At 37.7% G+C, this 16,817-nt stretch carries 17 protein-coding genes and 1 riboswitch; of the genes, 3 read left to right on the top strand and 14 right to left on the bottom strand.

Features of this window, described 5'->3' with window-relative positions; genetic code table 11:
• Positions 1–111: 111 nt before the first annotated feature.
• On the bottom strand, positions 112–1,002 hold the full coding sequence (locus RYX56_RS19440) for a nitrilase-related carbon-nitrogen hydrolase (RefSeq protein WP_317123693.1): 891 nt from the start codon (positions 1,000–1,002) through the stop codon (positions 112–114).
• Positions 1,003–1,570: 568 nt separating this feature from the next.
• On the opposite strand from RYX56_RS19440, the gene RYX56_RS19445 reads away from it, so the two are divergent.
• The gene (locus RYX56_RS19445) at positions 1,571–3,166 is read left to right on the top strand and encodes a glutathione ABC transporter substrate-binding protein (RefSeq protein ID WP_317123694.1); all 1,596 of its coding nucleotides are present in this window, start codon (positions 1,571–1,573) and stop codon (positions 3,164–3,166) included.
• Between the two features lie 236 nt (positions 3,167–3,402).
• Here the strand turns inward: RYX56_RS19445 and RYX56_RS19450 are convergent, their stop codons facing one another.
• The 8 genes from RYX56_RS19450 to RYX56_RS19485 all read right to left on the bottom strand — a co-directional run bounded on the left by RYX56_RS19450 (position 3,403) and on the right by RYX56_RS19485 (position 10,993).
• Positions 3,403–4,233, bottom strand: a complete 831-nt coding sequence (locus RYX56_RS19450; protein WP_317123695.1) for a MetQ/NlpA family ABC transporter substrate-binding protein — start codon at positions 4,231–4,233, stop codon at positions 3,403–3,405.
• 18 nt (positions 4,234–4,251) lie between these two features.
• On the bottom strand, positions 4,252–4,851 hold the full coding sequence (locus RYX56_RS19455; RefSeq protein WP_439108517.1) for a methionine ABC transporter permease: 600 nt from the start codon (positions 4,849–4,851) through the stop codon (positions 4,252–4,254).
• 55 nt (positions 4,852–4,906) lie between these two features.
• Positions 4,907–5,920 (bottom strand): methionine ABC transporter ATP-binding protein, encoded by a 1,014-nt coding sequence (locus tag RYX56_RS19460; RefSeq protein ID WP_317123697.1) that lies wholly within the window; start codon positions 5,918–5,920, stop codon positions 4,907–4,909.
• A 139-nt stretch (positions 5,921–6,059) separates the two neighbouring features.
• A riboswitch (SAM riboswitch) is annotated at positions 6,060–6,168 on the bottom strand.
• Between the two features lie 83 nt (positions 6,169–6,251).
• Positions 6,252–6,992: an amino acid ABC transporter ATP-binding protein gene (locus RYX56_RS19465; protein WP_317123698.1), complete on the bottom strand. Its 741-nt coding sequence runs from the start codon at positions 6,990–6,992 to the stop codon at positions 6,252–6,254.
• Positions 6,993–7,004: 12 nt separating this feature from the next.
• On the bottom strand, positions 7,005–7,706 hold the full coding sequence (locus tag RYX56_RS19470) for an amino acid ABC transporter permease (protein ID WP_317123699.1): 702 nt from the start codon (positions 7,704–7,706) through the stop codon (positions 7,005–7,007).
• Between the two features lie 70 nt (positions 7,707–7,776).
• Entirely contained in the window at positions 7,777–8,670 is an 894-nt protein-coding gene (locus tag RYX56_RS19475) for a transporter substrate-binding domain-containing protein (RefSeq protein ID WP_317123700.1), read from the bottom strand.
• A gap of 197 nt (positions 8,671–8,867) precedes the next feature.
• Positions 8,868–9,572 carry a DsbA family oxidoreductase gene (locus RYX56_RS19480; protein WP_317123701.1) on the bottom strand — a complete coding sequence of 235 codons (705 nt, stop codon included), beginning with the start codon at positions 9,570–9,572 and terminating at the stop codon, positions 8,868–8,870.
• A gap of 71 nt (positions 9,573–9,643) precedes the next feature.
• Entirely contained in the window at positions 9,644–10,993 is a 1,350-nt protein-coding gene (locus tag RYX56_RS19485) for a purine-cytosine permease family protein (RefSeq protein WP_317123702.1), read from the bottom strand.
• A 111-nt stretch (positions 10,994–11,104) separates the two neighbouring features.
• On the opposite strand from RYX56_RS19485, the gene RYX56_RS19490 reads away from it, so the two are divergent.
• Positions 11,105–11,737 (top strand): CBS domain-containing protein, encoded by a 633-nt coding sequence (locus RYX56_RS19490; protein ID WP_317123703.1) that lies wholly within the window; start codon positions 11,105–11,107, stop codon positions 11,735–11,737.
• 44 nt (positions 11,738–11,781) lie between these two features.
• Here RYX56_RS19490 and RYX56_RS19495 read toward each other — a convergent pair whose 3' ends face one another.
• Positions 11,782–11,961, bottom strand: coding sequence for a hypothetical protein (locus RYX56_RS19495; RefSeq protein ID WP_317123704.1), 180 nt, complete (start codon positions 11,959–11,961; stop codon positions 11,782–11,784).
• Between the two features lie 196 nt (positions 11,962–12,157).
• On the opposite strand from RYX56_RS19495, the gene RYX56_RS19500 reads away from it, so the two are divergent.
• The gene (locus RYX56_RS19500; protein WP_317123705.1) at positions 12,158–13,339 is read left to right on the top strand and encodes a M20 family metallopeptidase; all 1,182 of its coding nucleotides are present in this window, start codon (positions 12,158–12,160) and stop codon (positions 13,337–13,339) included.
• A 145-nt stretch (positions 13,340–13,484) separates the two neighbouring features.
• Here the strand turns inward: RYX56_RS19500 and RYX56_RS19505 are convergent, their stop codons facing one another.
• Genes RYX56_RS19505 through RYX56_RS19520 form a run of 4 tightly spaced genes read right to left on the bottom strand, consistent with a single transcriptional unit; the run spans position 13,485 to position 16,815 of the window.
• A complete protein-coding gene (locus tag RYX56_RS19505; RefSeq protein WP_317123706.1) occupies positions 13,485–14,309 on the bottom strand; it encodes a sugar phosphate isomerase/epimerase family protein in 825 nt (274 codons plus the stop codon).
• Between the two features lie 10 nt (positions 14,310–14,319).
• Positions 14,320–15,306 carry a DUF6005 family protein gene (locus RYX56_RS19510; protein ID WP_317123707.1) on the bottom strand — a complete coding sequence of 329 codons (987 nt, stop codon included), beginning with the start codon at positions 15,304–15,306 and terminating at the stop codon, positions 14,320–14,322.
• Positions 15,299–15,580, bottom strand: a complete 282-nt coding sequence (gene asbD, locus RYX56_RS19515; protein WP_317123708.1) for a petrobactin biosynthesis protein AsbD — start codon at positions 15,578–15,580, stop codon at positions 15,299–15,301. Before asbD ends, RYX56_RS19510 begins: the two co-directional genes overlap by 8 nt.
• A complete protein-coding gene (locus tag RYX56_RS19520; RefSeq protein WP_317123709.1) occupies positions 15,577–16,815 on the bottom strand; it encodes an AMP-binding protein in 1,239 nt (412 codons plus the stop codon). The genes asbD and RYX56_RS19520 overlap by 4 nt, the downstream gene beginning before the upstream one ends.
• Positions 16,816–16,817: the final 2 nt, after the last annotated feature.

A 16,817-nucleotide genomic window follows, 5' to 3' on the forward strand; every position in this document is an offset into this window, starting at 1 on the left:
TGAAAGACCTCCTTTTTTATCAAGCAATAAACGATTGATTTTATTTCCTTTTAATTAATAAGGTTTTACATAGATAACATTCATCTATGCAAAACCTACAAGTTTATCGAATTAAGGAAGTAATGCTGTCATATCATCGTACGTCTCTGGTCTACGATCTCTATAAAACTGCCAAGTATCACGTACTTCACGAATCATTTTCTTATCCATTTCTCCAATAATAACTTCATCTTGATCACGACTGGCCACCGAGACAAATTGTCCACGAGGATTTACAAGATAAGATTGTCCATAGAATTCACCCATATTCCAAGGTGCTTCTACCCCAACTCTATTAATAGCCCCTAAATAATATCCATTTGCGACAGCGTGGGCTGGTTGTTCAAGCTTCCATAAATATTCTGATAAGCCCGCTACTGTTGCCGATGGGTTAAATACAATTTCTGCACCATTTAACCCTAGCAATCTAGCACCCTCCGGAAAGTGACGGTCATAACAGATATACACACCAACTTTTGCATATGCCGTATCAAAAACGGGATATCCCATATTGCCAGGTTTAAAGTAGTACTTCTCCCAGAACCCATAACCTTCCTCACCCACTCCAACATGAGGAATATGTTGTTTACGGTATTTCCCTAAGTAGGATCCATCCGCATCAATAACTGCAGCTGTATTGTAATAAGTTGCAATTCCTTCCCGCTCATAAATTGGAAGAACAATGACAATTTCAAGCTCTTTGGCTAAATCTTGAAACAATCTTGTTGTCGGACCATTTGGGATTTCTTCTGCCGCTTCGTACCATTTAGTTTTCTGTTCTGAGCAAAAATACGGTCCGTAAAAGATTTCTTGTAAACAAACGATTTGTGCACCCTTTGCTTTAGCTTCACGGATTAACTTAATATGCTTTTCAATCGCTTTTTCTTTATGAACAGCTACCGGCTCGTCACCATGTACATCATTTGACGCTTGAATAAGTCCAATTTTTACGTGATCTGACATTTAAATTCCCCCTAAGCAAATGTAAGTAATCTCACCATCAGTAACCTGTGAGTAGCACAGGTTACAAATTGTAAGAATAGTCCGACTTTAATTTTCATTCTACGTGTCTCATAGGACAAATACATCATACATAATGTCAAACTCTTGATCATTTTTCTTTATCATTATGTAAAAAGCTTCTTTCTTACGTAGCGTTATCCTAGCATTTCTTTCAAATACTTTCCGTACTGATGTAAGGTTACCTATCATATTTCTGGAGCTATTAGTCTTATTATTTTATAAAGAGTTCAGTACAAGTATGTCCAAACCCTCTTTCTCATAGGGCAAAACCTTTCTACAAAATCATCAATATTCAGCATTTTTCTATAACTATTTGAAAATGTTTCCCGTGAAACATGTCGAAAATTACTATTTTTCTGCGTGATACGGAGGATTTTGTTAGATTATTTTATATATTCAAAAAGTTAAATTGATATTTCTAACGGCTTACGCTATGATTTTATTAGCAATTCCTTGTAGTTTAGTAGATTATTGCCTCATTCATTATTTTTCAGAAAGGAGTTTTACAATGAAGAAATTTTTTAAATCAACTGCCATTCTTACCGTTCTAAGTATAGGTCTCATTGCCTGTAGCAGTGAACCGTCAGAAGATGCAGCGAATGAAGGGGAGCAGTCAACAGAAAATACCGGTGGAGGCGACCTGAAAGTCGCAGTCTTATCTGATCCCGTTTCGCTTGATCCGCATGGCGCAAACGAAAATGTGTCAAACTCGATCAACTCTACTATTTATGATCGTCTTGTACATATGGAAACGGACCTTACGATTCAGCCAGCTTTAGCGGAAAGCTTCGAGCAAATTGATGATACAACTTGGGAAGCAAAAATTCGCCAAGGTGTAACATTCCACGATGGTTCTGAATTAAATGCAGAAGTGGTTAAAGCAAATTTAGATCGTGTTCGTGACCCTGATGTTGCTGCCCCTGTTTCTTTCTTATTTGGAATGATTACAGAGGTAACAGTTGAAGATGAATACACGGTACATATTGAAACTGAGTTTCCTTTTTCTTCTCTTCCTGCTCATCTTGCTCACCCAGGTGGAAGCATAATTAGCATGGAATCAATTGAAGCATCCTATGAAGACATGGAAAATGGCGGGCAACCATTCTCAGTAGTAAATGAAGCCCCCGCTGGGACTGGTTATTTTAAATTTGAAGAACGTACCCCAGGACAATCTGTTACTCTTGTGAAAAATGATGACTATTGGCATGAAGAACAAGCAAAAGTAGATTCAGTCACTTTCACTGTTATTCCTGAGGACTTAACACGTATCGCCGAACTTGAAACAGGCGGAGTAGATATTATTTTCCCAGTAAACCCTAGTGATGTTTCACGGGTAGAAAATGGTGCCGAAACGTCTGTGCAGCAATCAAATAGCACTCGCATGGTTTACTTAGGATTTAATACGGAAAAAGAACCGTTTGATGATGTGAACATTAGACGCGCCCTTCATATGGCTGTGGATAAACAAGCATTAATAGATGGAGTGTTAGACGGTACAGGTGTGATTGCAGATGGTCCAATCGCTCCAGATGTTTTTGGGTATAGCGATAACATTGATCGTATTGAATATGATCGTGAACAAGCGAAGGAACTACTAACAGAAGCAGGCTATCCTGATGGCTTTCAAACAACAATTCTTACAGATGACGACCGTGAACGACAAGATCTAGCTCAAGCACTTCAATACCAACTAGCCGAAATTGGTGTAGACGTAGAGATTGATACGTACGAATTTGGAACATATTTAGAACGAGCAGGTCAAGGACAATCGGAACTATTCTTAGGCAGTTGGGGCACCGTTACCCTTGATGGTGACTATGGTTTATATCCAGTCTTCCACTCCGATAACAAAGGTCCAGCTGGTAACCGCTCTTTCATTGATAACGAAGAAATTGATTCTCTCTTACAACAAGCTCGTGAATCGATTGATGAGCAAGAACGTTTAGATTATTACGAAGCAGCTCAAGATGAGCTAGCTGCAGAATCGCCATATGCTTATCTTTACTTCCCTGAAATCATTGCTGGTGTAAGAGATGATGTAGAAGGCTTCTGGCAATTCCCAAGTACAACATTATTCTTACGTGATGTAGAACTTAATAGATAACATTTATATCTGTCTTATGAAGTGATTCTCATAAGGCAGATTTTTATTTTCATTGGTTAATAAACTCAGCTTACCAATTAGAATCTTCTTAAAGTCTAGTCTTAATTAAACGTTTATTTAAGCTAAATAACTCTTAGAATCAATTATCTTGTTCTATTTTACTTCCTAACTTATTTAACTAATCAAATCCCTACGCCTACAAAAAAAAGACGCTATAAATAGCGCCTTTAAAGTGTTTACTCCATCCAATCCGGCTTTCCAAATCCTTCGAACTCTGTATCTATAACCTCTTCAAATTTAGCAGATTCTACTGCTGCCTTAATATCTTGAACAAAAGGTTCATCTAAGTCCTCTGTGTTAACAACTACGCGATTCCTATACTCATCAGGCATATTTTCGAGCTTTAAAGCATCAAGTAAATCCATGTTAGCAGATAAAGCAAAGTTCCCTGGTACAGCTGATAAGTCAACGGAATCTACAGCACGCGGAAGCTGTGCTGCTTCAATTGGTTGAAAAACAATATTTTTCGGATTTTCTACGACGTCCCTCTCAGAAATAACAAGTGGATTGACATCAGGATCAACCTTAATTAATCCTTCTTCTTCAAGTATTAAGAAAGCACGAGCTGCATTGGTCGGATCATTCGGAATCGCAATTTGTGACCCTTCTTCGATCTCATCTAGAGAGTCATATTTATTTGAATAAATCCCCATTGGAGCCGTCGGAACAACAATCACTTCTGATAACTCCAATCCATTTTCTCCAGCAAAGTTCTCCATGTAAATTTTGTGTTGAAATAAATTTACATCAATAGAGCCATTATCAAGAGCAATATTTGGTTGAACATAATCACTAAACTCAACGACTTCAACTTCATATCCTTTCTCTTCTAATAGTGGTTGGATTGCTTGTGAAACCATATCACTATAAGGACCTGCTGTTGAACCAAAAGTAATTTTTGTTTTTTCTTCTGAGTCAGCTGCGGCTTCTTCACTTTCTCCTGAACCACAAGCTGCTAATGTACCTACTAATAATGTTGAAAGTAATACTGTTTTCCACTTTTTCATTGTTCATTCTCCTCTACTTTATCTTTTATCTATTGCTTTTGCTATAAAGTCACCTGTATATTGGATGACTTGAACTAACACAATCAAAATAATAATCGTTGTAAACATCACTGCTTCATCATACCGGTAATAACCGAATCTAATGGCCAGATCACCAATTCCACCACCACCGACAACCCCAGCCATCGCAGAATAACCAATCAAACTGATAGTCGTAATGGTAATACCTTGAATAATGCCAGGCTTAGCCTCTGTTAATAGAATATCTTTTATGATCAACCAAGGACTTGCCCCAACTGAAATTGCAGCTTCTACTACCCCTTTATCAATCTTTCGCACAGATGATTCTACCAAACGTGCAAAGAAAGGAATCGCTGCAACAGATAAGGAGACAGATGCTGCGACTGGACCAATGGTTCCTCCTACAATCGCTTTTGTTAATGGAATAAGTGCAACAAGTAAAATGATAAAGGGGATCGACCGAATTAAGTTCACGATCAAGCCAAGTACCCCTTTTATCCAACCATTTTCAAGGAACAAGCCTTTATCTGTTACATACAATAAAACGCCTAAGGGAAGCCCTACGATTAGTGCTACAGAAAGTGAAATCCCTACCATCAACACCGTTTCAAAGAATGCTTTATTGAGCTCTGGAAGTAAATTAATCAATGTTTCAATTGTCACTTGTCATCACCTCCACCCCAACTGCTTTATCATTTAGATACGTAAGAACACGCTCCACTTCATCACTAGTGCCCTTAAGCTCCATAATAAACACACCCAGAGGGACTTCTTTAATATATTCAATTTTGCCGTGGAGAATATTGGCCCGTACATTAAATCCTTTGAGGACATCCGATACAACAGATTCTTCAGCAATCCTTCCTCGAAAATGTATCTTCACTATTGTTCCCTTACACTTTCCAACCAAAGCTTGAGGTAATTTAAATTGCATCACACCATCGATGAATTCTTTTGTTAGATTCTCTTTTGGTTGAGCAAATAGTTGATAGACACTCCCTAGCTCTATTACTTTTCCCTCTTCCATAACAGCCATTCGATCACAAATCTCTTTTACAACTTCCATTTCATGTGTAATCAGCACGATCGTTAAACCTAGTTTTTCATTTATATCTTTGAGTAGTTTTAAGATAGCTTGAGTCGTACTTGGGTCTAGAGCTGAAGTTGCTTCATCACACAACAATACTTTCGGGTCATTAGCCAGAGCTCTTGCTATACCTACCCTTTGCTTTTGACCTCCACTTAATTGACTAGGATAGTGTTGTGCCTTATCAGCTAATCCTACTAACTCCAATAAATCTAACACTTTCTTTTGACTCTCGGTCTTTGATTTACCTGCTGCTTTTAAAGCGAAATAAACGTTATCAAATACTGTTTTAGAAGTAGCAAGATAAAAATGTTGAAAGATCATTCCTATCTTTTGTCTAGATTTGCGCAGCTTACTAGCATTTAACTTCACTAGATTAACACCATCTACAAAAATTTCTCCGCTAGTTGGCTTTTCCATCAAATTAATACATCGTAAAAGCGAGCTCTTACCTGCTCCGCTATACCCTACGATTCCAAAGATCTCTCCTTGATCAATCTCAAGGCTTACGTTATCTACTCCTTTAACGGTCCCTTTTTTTGTTTTATATTCTTTCGTAACACTTTTAATTTCGATCATGATGCACCCCCAAAGCCTAATTTCCCTATGTGAAAACTCAACTTTAAAACTAAATAATGTTCTAGGTTAACTCTCAAGTAGATAAATATAAAAAAACCTCTTTCTAAACAAGAAAGAGGTTTGATAATTAAGATCGCACCTCTTATCTTCCAGAGCTTATTGCTCTGCAGGATTTAGCACCGACTAAGTAAAAACTTAGAGGTTGCCGGACGTCATAGGGCCTGTCCCTCGGTCGCTCTTGATAAGAGTTTAAACTATTTAAATTTTCTAAGTTATTTTATCTTAATAAAGTATTAAGGAGATGTCAATGCTTTTTATTCTAACATGTACACTATTCACCTAAAAGTTGTAAAAACTCTCGAGTTCGTTCTTCTTTTGGATTCTCGAGTAACTCTTTAGCTGGACCTTCCTCGACGATATAACCACCGTCCATGAATAATACTTTGTCTGCTACTCGCTTCGCAAAGTTCATTTCATGGGTAACGATCACCATTGTTTGTCCTTCTTTTGCGAGCTCTTCGATTACTCGTAGAACTTCGCCAACAAGTTGGGGATCAAGAGCAGAAGTTGGCTCATCAAATAACATGACATCAGGATTCATCATCAGCGCTCTTGCTATCGCAGCACGCTGCTGCTGTCCCCCCGATAATGCATCTGGATACTTATCCTTATGTTCAATCATGCCAACCTTCTTCAATAATTTCTCTCCGTCTTCGATTACAGCTGCCTTACTTGCCTTTTTCACAGTTAATGGTGCTTCGGTGATATTTTCCATTACTGTTTTATGAGGAAATAGATGAAAACCTTGAAATACCATACCAGAGTAGCTTCGTAAATCTTTTATAGCTTTTTTTGATAAACGTTTTGAGCCAAACTCAACGCGTTTATCACCGATCTGAACCGTCCCTTGGTTAGGTGTTTCTAATAAATTCAAACAACGTAGAAGTGTTGTCTTTCCTGACCCAGAAGGACCTACTAAACAAACAACTTCCCCTTTTTTTACGGAAAAATTAATTGACTCTAAAACAGTAACGTCATCAAATTTCTTTTGTAATTGTGAGATTTCAATCATAGTAGGTCTCCTTTATCTCTGACTCAAATAACGATTATAACGTTTTTCCAAGCGTTCTTGGAAATGTCCAATCACAATACAAACTACCCAGTAAATAAGTGCAGCGGTTATATACATCGTCATACTATCATAAGTCCTTCCTGCTACAAGTCTAGAGCTATATAATAGCTCTTGAACAGTAATAACTGATGCAAGAGAGGTTCCTTTTACAATATCCATAAATATATTAAAAGTTGGTGGTAAGGCAATTCGTGTTGCTTGAGGAATAACGATTCGCCTTAGTGTCTGTATATAACTCATTTGAAGTGAAGTAGCAGCTTCCCATTGTCCGCGTGGCACAGACATAATAGCAGACCTGACCACCTCTGCATTATAAGCTGCAAAATTAAGACTAATTCCTACTATACCAGCGACGACAGCACTCTTAAATTCAACCCCTAATACAGGTATCCCATAATATAGGATAAAAATAAAGACTAATAAAGGGGTTCCTCTCATGAACGATATATAAATTCTTGCAGGCCACCTCAAAAACCAGAATTTAGACATTCTTGCGATACCGAGCACTACACCAAGAATGAGGGCAAAGAACATACTAAATAGAGCAATGATCATAGTTACTTTTAAACCCTCAAGTAAAAAAGGAAGTGAATTCCATGCTAGCTCCGGATCATATAAATATTCCCACTGTATTTGTTGAAACCACTCAATCATTTATTTCCCTCCCTCAGGCACATCCAAAAAAGAAATACAAGGACAAGTCCTTGTATTTCTTCCAATTTCTTTATTCTCCATCTAGACCGACAACTTCTGACTCATCAACTGGTTCAGATACATCTTCACCTAGAAACTCCTCAGATAAACGAGCTACAGTGCCATCGTCAATTAACTCTTGTACTGCTTCATCTAACTTTTCTTTTAATGTTCCATTTCCTTTTAACACAGCCATTGCACTTTCTGTTGCATGGTATTTCACTTGATCTGCTACCACTAAACGATCATCACCAAACTCATCAATCGTTCGTTGCAATACAAGGTGGTCATTTAAATAAGCTTCTGTGTTTCCATTAATTACATCACGTAAAATCGCTTCTGTTCCACCATCATATGCAGTTCCATTCGCACCAATATTGTCCGCAAAAATAGCATAATTACTTGTCAATGAACCAAGAGCAACGTCCACACCCTCTAAATCATATGCACTCTCGAATCGATCAGCATCTTCAGCACGAACGACGATTGATCCATAAGAATATTTATGAGGAATGAGGAAATCAAACGTTTCTTTACGCTCTTCTGTAATGGCAAAATCATGAGCAGCTACATCGATTTGACCATTACGTAATGATGGAAGAATCCCATCAAAGTCCATCGTACTAAACTCAATCTCAAGATCTAATTTTTCAGCCACTTCTTTAACAAGCTCTACTTCAAATCCAGTTAATTCATTACTTTCATTGTAAAAAGTTATTGGAGCGTATGTACCTGATGTCCCTACAACAAGCACTCCAGACTCTTCCACTTCTGTCCAAGATGTATCATCACTAGCATCTGTGGTTTCTTCAGCATCTGTTTCTGCTGTATCTCCATTATCTCCCTCTGTTTCATCGGTTGCGCCACAAGCTGCTAGCATCATCATCAACATTAGAACGATTAAAAGATAAAATAATTTCTTCATTTTATGATTGCTCCCCTCACATTAAACCTTAGTTAGTTAATCGGAATAGTATAATTAAATTACCACCAAAACCCCTTCATGTCAACGATTAAAATGTTAATACTTTACCCTAACAAAAGTATTAACATTTTCTCGTAACCCAATACAAAAGAAAAACCCCTTTGCGATAAAGGCTTTCCTTGAATGACGATCATTTCTTAATTATCACAGGACTCAATCGTGCAATGAGCACCTTCGCTTGTATTACTTTCGATAATCGTCAGCTCGCTCTGCTCTTCTTTCACTTTTTTAAGCACTTCTAAAAAGACATGAGTAGGTTGGGCACCTGATACAGCATATTTATGATCAAAAACAAAGAAAGGAACGCCTTCCACACCAATGTTAGTACCCTCTTGTTGATCTTGCTTAATGACGTCTATGAATTTGTTACTTTTTAATACATTAAGTGCTTCTCCTTTATCCATTCCCACTTCTTGTGCTAAATCGCTTAATATCTCATGATCTCCAATGTGGAGTGAGTCGGTAAAGTACGCTTTCATTAGTAGCTCAGTCAGCTCTAGTCCTTTGCCTTGTTCGTAAGCAAAATGGGCTAATCGATGAGCATCAGCTGTGTTCGTACGAATCGATGTATCAAAGTTGAAATCTAGTCCTTCTTCTTTCGCCTGTACCGTGATTTGATCACTCATTTCTTTAGCCTTTTCTCGAGTCATACCATATTTTTTTGCCAAAACATCGTATAGGTGTTCATCGCTGTCTCGTTTCGCAGTAGGGTCTAGTTGATAGCTTCGAAATACCAATTCTACCTCTTCACGGTGTTTAAATTGCTTTAATGCTTTTTCTAGCTTACGTTTACCTATATAACAAAACGGACAAACAAAGTCTGACCAAATATCGATTTTCATTTACATTCCTCCTCCATCAGTTACATTATAGATCTAGGTTTTCCATACTCCAAACTAAAAGCTCACTCATCCTACATTTTCCACTTGATACTTTCATTCTCTCTTTTAAATTTCAAGGAAATGATTAAGTAAATCACTCCCGTCCCAATAAATGCAATGAACCCTGGAGACCAATCGCTTGGCAGCAATAAATAAAGTGCCATTCCAGCAATCGACGTGCTTAAGCCTTTGAAGTTATATTGATAGTCAACACGTGCTAACCCTAAGAAATCTTTCTCTGTGAAACTACGCTTTTTAAGGAGTAAAAAGTCAAACACAATTACTGCAGAAATAGGAATAATCAATGCACCTAAATAAGAAATATAGATTTGCGCTTGTTCTACTAAAATCGGAAATGAACTTAGAAAGATAGCACAACAGCCAAAAAGAACAGCACTCTTCACCCTTCCTAAGCTTGGTAAACTATTTAATAAGCTATATCCCCCCGTATATGCATTGCTGATATTAATCATAACCATTGAGGCCATCGCAGCAACCAAAATAATAGTGAGAGCTAGTGTTGAGTTCGTTAACTGACTTGATATGACATAAGGGTTCACACTTCCAGCTAAAGCAGCCGTGTACGCACCTAGAATAGCCGTTAAGAAAAAGCCACTCAGATTCCCTAAAAACAATCCATAAAAAGCATGCTTTTCACTCTTTGCATAACGGGCCATGTCTGAGGCTGAACTGACGCCTGATACATATTGGACAAAGGCTAAACTAGCAAAGAAGAGCATGGTGCCTAACGGAGCAGATGAAGGACTATTGATTACATTTTCAAATGTTCTTCCTTCCACTTCGCTCGTTAGTAGAATAAAGAGCATGACAAGCCCTCCAACAAAAAGAATAGGAAGGAAATACTTTGTCGCTTTTTTCACTGCCTCAAACCCTATTAAAGCTAAAACTGCCATAAGAGTAGCCATTACAAGGGCAATGCCTAGAAAAGGAATTTGAATATGTAAGGTTCTTTCGATTAATTCCTTTATTAAGTAAGTCCCCCCTATCGTTTGAACTGCAAACCAATACATCGATGTAACCGTCCTAATAGGTGAAGCCAAGTAACGCGTCCCTCCTACACCTAAGATTGCTCGTATAGAGTATTGGGCTGGAATGCCATATTTAGCACCGGGCAACGCAAGGAAAGATACACATATGAAAGCAAAAGCGGCACCGATAACCGTAGATAGAACGGCTTGTAGAAACGTTAAGCCACCTTCGAGCACTGCTAATGCTGGTACAAGAACGTTTCCTGCATTAACCGATATCGCCATCTGTATAAACGTATATTCAATAGCTGAAGTATTTTGTGCGTGTTTAGGAATAGCTTCTAAACCATAACGCTCCACTAGAGGTTTTGTTCCTTTGTTTGTTTCGTGCACTTAATTCACCTCCACTCCATTAGCAATATATATTTCTGAAAATTATGATATTATAGCAACTCAAAACAAAGTATAATAGATATATATTATATTTATTAGGAGGAAAATAGAATGTTTATCCGTAATTGTCTTACTCCAAAGAAGGAGCTAACCCTTCTAAGTTCAACGATGACCATTAAAGATGCACTTGTAACAATGAAAGGTGCTCATTATAGCTTACCAGTTATTAATGATGCAGGCTCCTATCTTGGTATACTAAGTAAACGTTCCATCCTTGAATACCTCGAAACACAAGATGAACAGACTACGCTTCTAGAACTGTATCAACACGCAATTTCTAACTGTATCGACGTTAGCGCTAACGATAGTGTCGATCTTCATAGTAGTCACTTTGAAGATTGTCTACCAATCATTGTAAGATATCCATTTGTTCCAGTACTTGATAACGGTGAATTCGTTGGGATTGTGAAGCGATCTTTTATTGAGCGTACATTGGAGGATTGTTTTGGGGTTGGGGTAGAAGGCACTCGTATTTTACTTGGTGTACATAATCAATCTGGAACACTCCATTCAATTACGAAGATTTTACAAAAGTACGATATTAATATTATTTCCGATATTGCTTTTGAATCAGATTCCTCCTATTTACGCCGAATTTTAATTAAGATTGAAAAATCTCCTCACCTTAACAAAGTAACAGCTGACATTGAAAAACACGGATATCGCATATTAGAAATCGAATAAAAATAAGGGCAGCCCACAATTTGCGGAAGCTGCCCTGATTATCTTTATCCTAATTTTGTCTCATTTAAATGTCTACCATTCTTTTGTAGACCATCTTCAAATCCTTTTCTATACCCCTCTCTATAATAAGAATCTAACATCCTTCTAATTTGATCTCTTACAATAGGGTCACTAATCGTTGTAATAAATGCATCTTCCTCGCGATTTTTTCTTTGGCTGCTCATTATACCCTCCACGCACTTTAATTGTTATTTGCTAACTAATACCCCTATTAGAGACACTTCAATCCGCTTTCGAAACTTTTTAGTCATTTTTGAAAATGACTCTCTACAAATATCAGACCGATTGACTAAGGCATTTGACTATTTGGCATTAAACTTGCAATATGGAGATATAAAGAACCATTAAGGAGTTGAAAATATGAATAAAGATGCGCTATTTGAAACAATTGAAAAGCATAAAGATCAATGGATTAGCATTAGTCGCTACATTTGGGAGAACCCTGAGCTTGGTAATCAGGAATTTAAAGCGATGGAAATTTTAACAGCTGAACTGCGCAAACATGAATTTGAGGTTGAAACGAATATCGTAAACTTAGAAACAGCTTTTATTGCCACTTATCGTTCAAATAAACCAGGCCCTACGATTGGCTACTTCGCCGAATACGATGCACTTCCTGAAATTGGACATGCATGTGGTCACAATTTAATTGGGATGATGAGTACAGGTGCTGCCATCGCTTTAAAAGAAGCTGTTGACACATTGGGCGGAAAGGTCATCGTTTATGGTACTCCTGCAGAAGAGACAAATGGAGCAAAAGTTACATTTGCTAGTGAGGGGATCCTTGATGGGCTAGATGTTGCATTAATGGTTCATCCGTCTGGAGTTCATGAGAGAAGCGGCTCATCCATGGCGATGGAAGCCGTTCAATTTGATTTCTTTGGAAAGCCTGCACATGCTGCTGCTAGTCCTGCTGAAGGGGTCAATGCCCTTGAAGGAGTTATTCAAACGTTTAATTTAATTAATGCCTTACGTCAACATCTTCCTGATGATGTTCGCATTCATGGAATCATTACAAACGGTGGTGATGTTGTTAATGTCGTTCCAGCTCGTGCACAAGCCCAGTTTTATGTAAGAGCAAATGATAAAAACGTTCTTCAAGAAACGTCAGAGAAGGTGAAACGTTGCGCGGAAGCTGCAGCTCTTGCAACAGGCTGTGAGTTTGACATTTCTAATCATGAGCTTGGTTATGATAATTTACATACAAATGAAGCACTATCAGAACTCTATTGCCAAAACTTAGTCGCACTAGGTGTGAAACCAGAAGAAATTGAAACAGATCAGGATCATGGGTCACTTGATATGGGCAATGTTAGCCAAGTTGTACCAGCCATTCACCCCTATATTAAAATGGACGATTGCCCTCATTCAGGTCATACCACCGGTTTTCATGATGCCGCTGGAGACTCAAGAGGATTTGAAGCCATGATTCTTGGTGCTAAAACATTAGCTGCAACAGGGTATGATGTGTTGGCCAACCCTGCTTATTTACAAGACATTAAAGAAGAGTTTAAACGAGTAGGTCCTAAAAGTTCAATCTAAAAATAAAGACACTGAGAAGATGGGTTGAACCTCTTCTCAGCGTCTTTTTATTTATCTTCTTTGACCTATTTCGATTTCTATTTTAAACAGAAGGATTTCTAGTATAAATTGATAAAAAACTCTTTCTATTATTAATCTATTTACATCATAAGTGTACCTTCAAAGATTGATTGATTATTCTAATTTCATTTAGATCTTGAAAAAGCACTTCATACACATCTTCACCAAACCACTCTAAGGACAGCTCTACCTTTTCTAATTCTTTCATAAGACCAGCAAAGAAAGAATGATAATCTATACTCCCTTCGAACAAGGAAACCATTCCTTCTCTACTTCCAGCAGGAGAATATACATTATTTGGAGCAAATACATTTAAATCTTCCCTTGACCGAATATTTTTTAAGTGAACATGAGCGATATATGGCTCTAATAGTTTAAATCCTAAAATAGGATCTGCTCCTGACTCCCAAATATGAAGTGCATCATAATTTATTTTAAAGGATGGATGATTAACTTCTTCGATGAGCCTTAACGTAGATTCAAGGTTATCTGCTAATGTGTTAGGATGCGTTTCTATAAGTAATAGTTGACCCTTGTTCTCTAATCTTTCACAAATTAAGCGAAGTTGGTCTACTATATGCTTCCTCTCGTCCTCAGAGAGATCCCTACTTGCTTTCGCTCCGGCAAATGTTCTTAACTTATTTGTATTCAATTCGGTAAGAAGTGAGGAGCATTGATCAACCATAGACTTCGTTTCTTCACGATTCAGACCTAAAGGTAAATAGTCACTTAGCATGCTAATGTTTAAGTTCATAGATTTTAACAGATTAAGATTCTCAAGAGGTGTTTTTCTAGCGTGAACGCCCCATAATTCAATACCATCAAATCCTTTTAAACGAGCCCATTGTGCGATTTGCTCTAAAGATTGTAAATGATGTCTAAAGGTAATGGTGCATAATGATAAGTTCATAAAAACCTCCCTATTTTGTTATAACCACTTGGATGTCCGACGTATTCTCTTGTTCACACCACTTATCAAAATAGCATTTCAACCCTAATTTGATTGAACTTTCTCGATCTAGCTGCTCATCGATTTGTTGAATAACAGCTTTTTTATGCTCCTCTTTTCCCGTCATAGCTAATTTCATCGCCCGGTACTGAAGAGTTGTGTAACCCTTAACCAACCTCTCAATTTCATCACACCACTCTTCAAACTCATCTTCTGTAAAACGAAGTTCTTTCCAGAAATAAGCAAAAGCATGTTCATAGGCATACTTTCTAATCGCAAGTACCGGTATTTGTTTCAGCGCTTCTGCTAACTGAGGAAGGCGATGTGTTTCCGAACCCTCAGTATAGGCAAGGACGATTTTTTGTATGGCTTCGGTCATTGGGTAAGCATTTAGTTTTAAGCATGTTCTAAAATAGGCTTCAATTGTTTCATTTGTTGGAGCAACTAACCCTCTTTCATCAAAATAATATCCTCCAGCTACGGATGGCTGCATAACCGCTTCGACAATTTGCTCTTTTGGTAGCACCCCTTCCCACCGAAAGTCAGGGTCAAACATCATCCATTCATTAGAATTCTCTGTGTTATCTAGCATCACATAATGAGGAAACGGACGCTGGTGAAACTTATTTTCACGTTCAGGTAAAATCGATAAATCCAACATCACCATCACATGACGATCTGTTGGTTTCGTTTCCATTAAATGAAGAAAGGTTTCTAAATTTCTTTCCTTGGAGTCATCTTCTTTATACCAACGGTGAAGTTTAATCCCATATAAATGTTCATACCATTTACAAAAGAAATCATGATCGATAACTTCAGAGTGGTAAGAAAGAACATAGTTTTCGAGTATGTCAAAATCAGCATCCCATACACCAAAATAATAAGGTCTATGATCAAGTCCCTCTGTTTTTTTAATTACCTCACATACGCAACTAACAAAACAATGCACTTTAATCACCAAACTCACCAACTGATAAGTGTGTATTTGATTGTTCACAAATATATGTAGCTAGATTTGATACCTTATAAAAATTATTCGGCGAAAGCTGTTCATCGGATATTTCGATTCCATAGTCGACCTCAAGGTGGAGAATAAGTTGTAAGATCATAATTGAGTCCATACATAGATCTTCATTTAACCTCGCATCTTCATTAAAAGAAGCCAGTGTTGGTAGGTTAAGATCTTTTTGCATGATAGTATAGAGAGTTTTAACAGCTTCTTCTTGTGTCATCTATATATGCCTCCCAATTGTTTGCGGTTTACTTTTCCATTTGCCATCCTTTCTATTTTCTCTACTTGTATCCATTCAATCGGCACTTGATAAGGTGCCAGTTTCTTTTTGCACCAGGCTCTTAGCAACGACGGCTCTATAGGCTCTTCACTAATATAATTGGCGCATACACGCTCTAGAGCATAAGGATCCACTTTCTTATAAACGACAACATCACAAATTCCTTTATAAGAACGAATCACATTTTCAATTTCGTGCGGATACACATTCAAACCAGCCACATTAATCATGTCATCCATTCTTTCTACAAAATGAAGGTTACCTTGCTCATCAAAATACCCCATATCCTTTGTATGAATTATCTGTTCGGAAGTATAGAGGATAATTTCCCTTGGTTCATCTTTACTTCCGCCACTTTCAATAGAGATATGAGAAAGTGGACGTCCAATTTCTTCTGGTTTGTCTAAATTTGCATTTATACTTACACACCCCGCTTCAGAGCAGCCGTATTGTTGAAGGACTCGACCTGATACTTCCTTTAAAGACTTTAACCACGCTTCAGGCATCTTTGTTCCCGATGACATTACCGCGTAAAAACGATCGTTTCTTGATAGAAGCATTAAGAGAGTATAAAGGAGAGTAGGGGCTGCATACAGCAAATGAATAGGAAATTCCTTCAATTTCTTTAGTATGTATTTTGGGTTGAGATTGGTAATGATAACAGGAGTAGAACCTCTTTTCATTGCTGCTAGTACTCCACTTATCAAGCCGTATGAATGATTAATTGGGCACGCAACAATTGAAGTAGTTACCATGTTAATGTTAAGACGCACATTGTAGTTATTCAATTCCTCTTCAATGGAACTCCAAGTCCTTTCGATACACTTTGGATCACCAGTTGTACCTGAGCTCAATTGAACCAATACAGCTCTCTTTTCTTCCGCTTTTCGATTCAAAATCACAGGATCTTGTACCTGTTGATAAAAGAGATAATGACAATCTGTTTTAATAGCTATCCTTACCGCACCCTCAAGGGGCGTAGTAGCGTGAAGCGGGACAATCGATCCGCCTTTTTTTCTAATATATAAGCACAATGCCAACAGTATAAATGCATCATCATGACATACCGCAATTCTTTTTTTCTTGCATTCTCGCAAGGTCTGCTGTTGTTCAAAACTCGCAAACTGATCTTCCAAGTCATCGTATGAATAATACTGATCATTAACAATTATCATAT

Source organism: Alkalihalophilus lindianensis, from assembly GCF_032843265.1.
In the GTDB taxonomy this organism is placed as follows: domain Bacteria; phylum Bacillota; class Bacilli; order Bacillales; family Bacillaceae_D; genus Alkalihalophilus; species Alkalihalophilus lindianensis.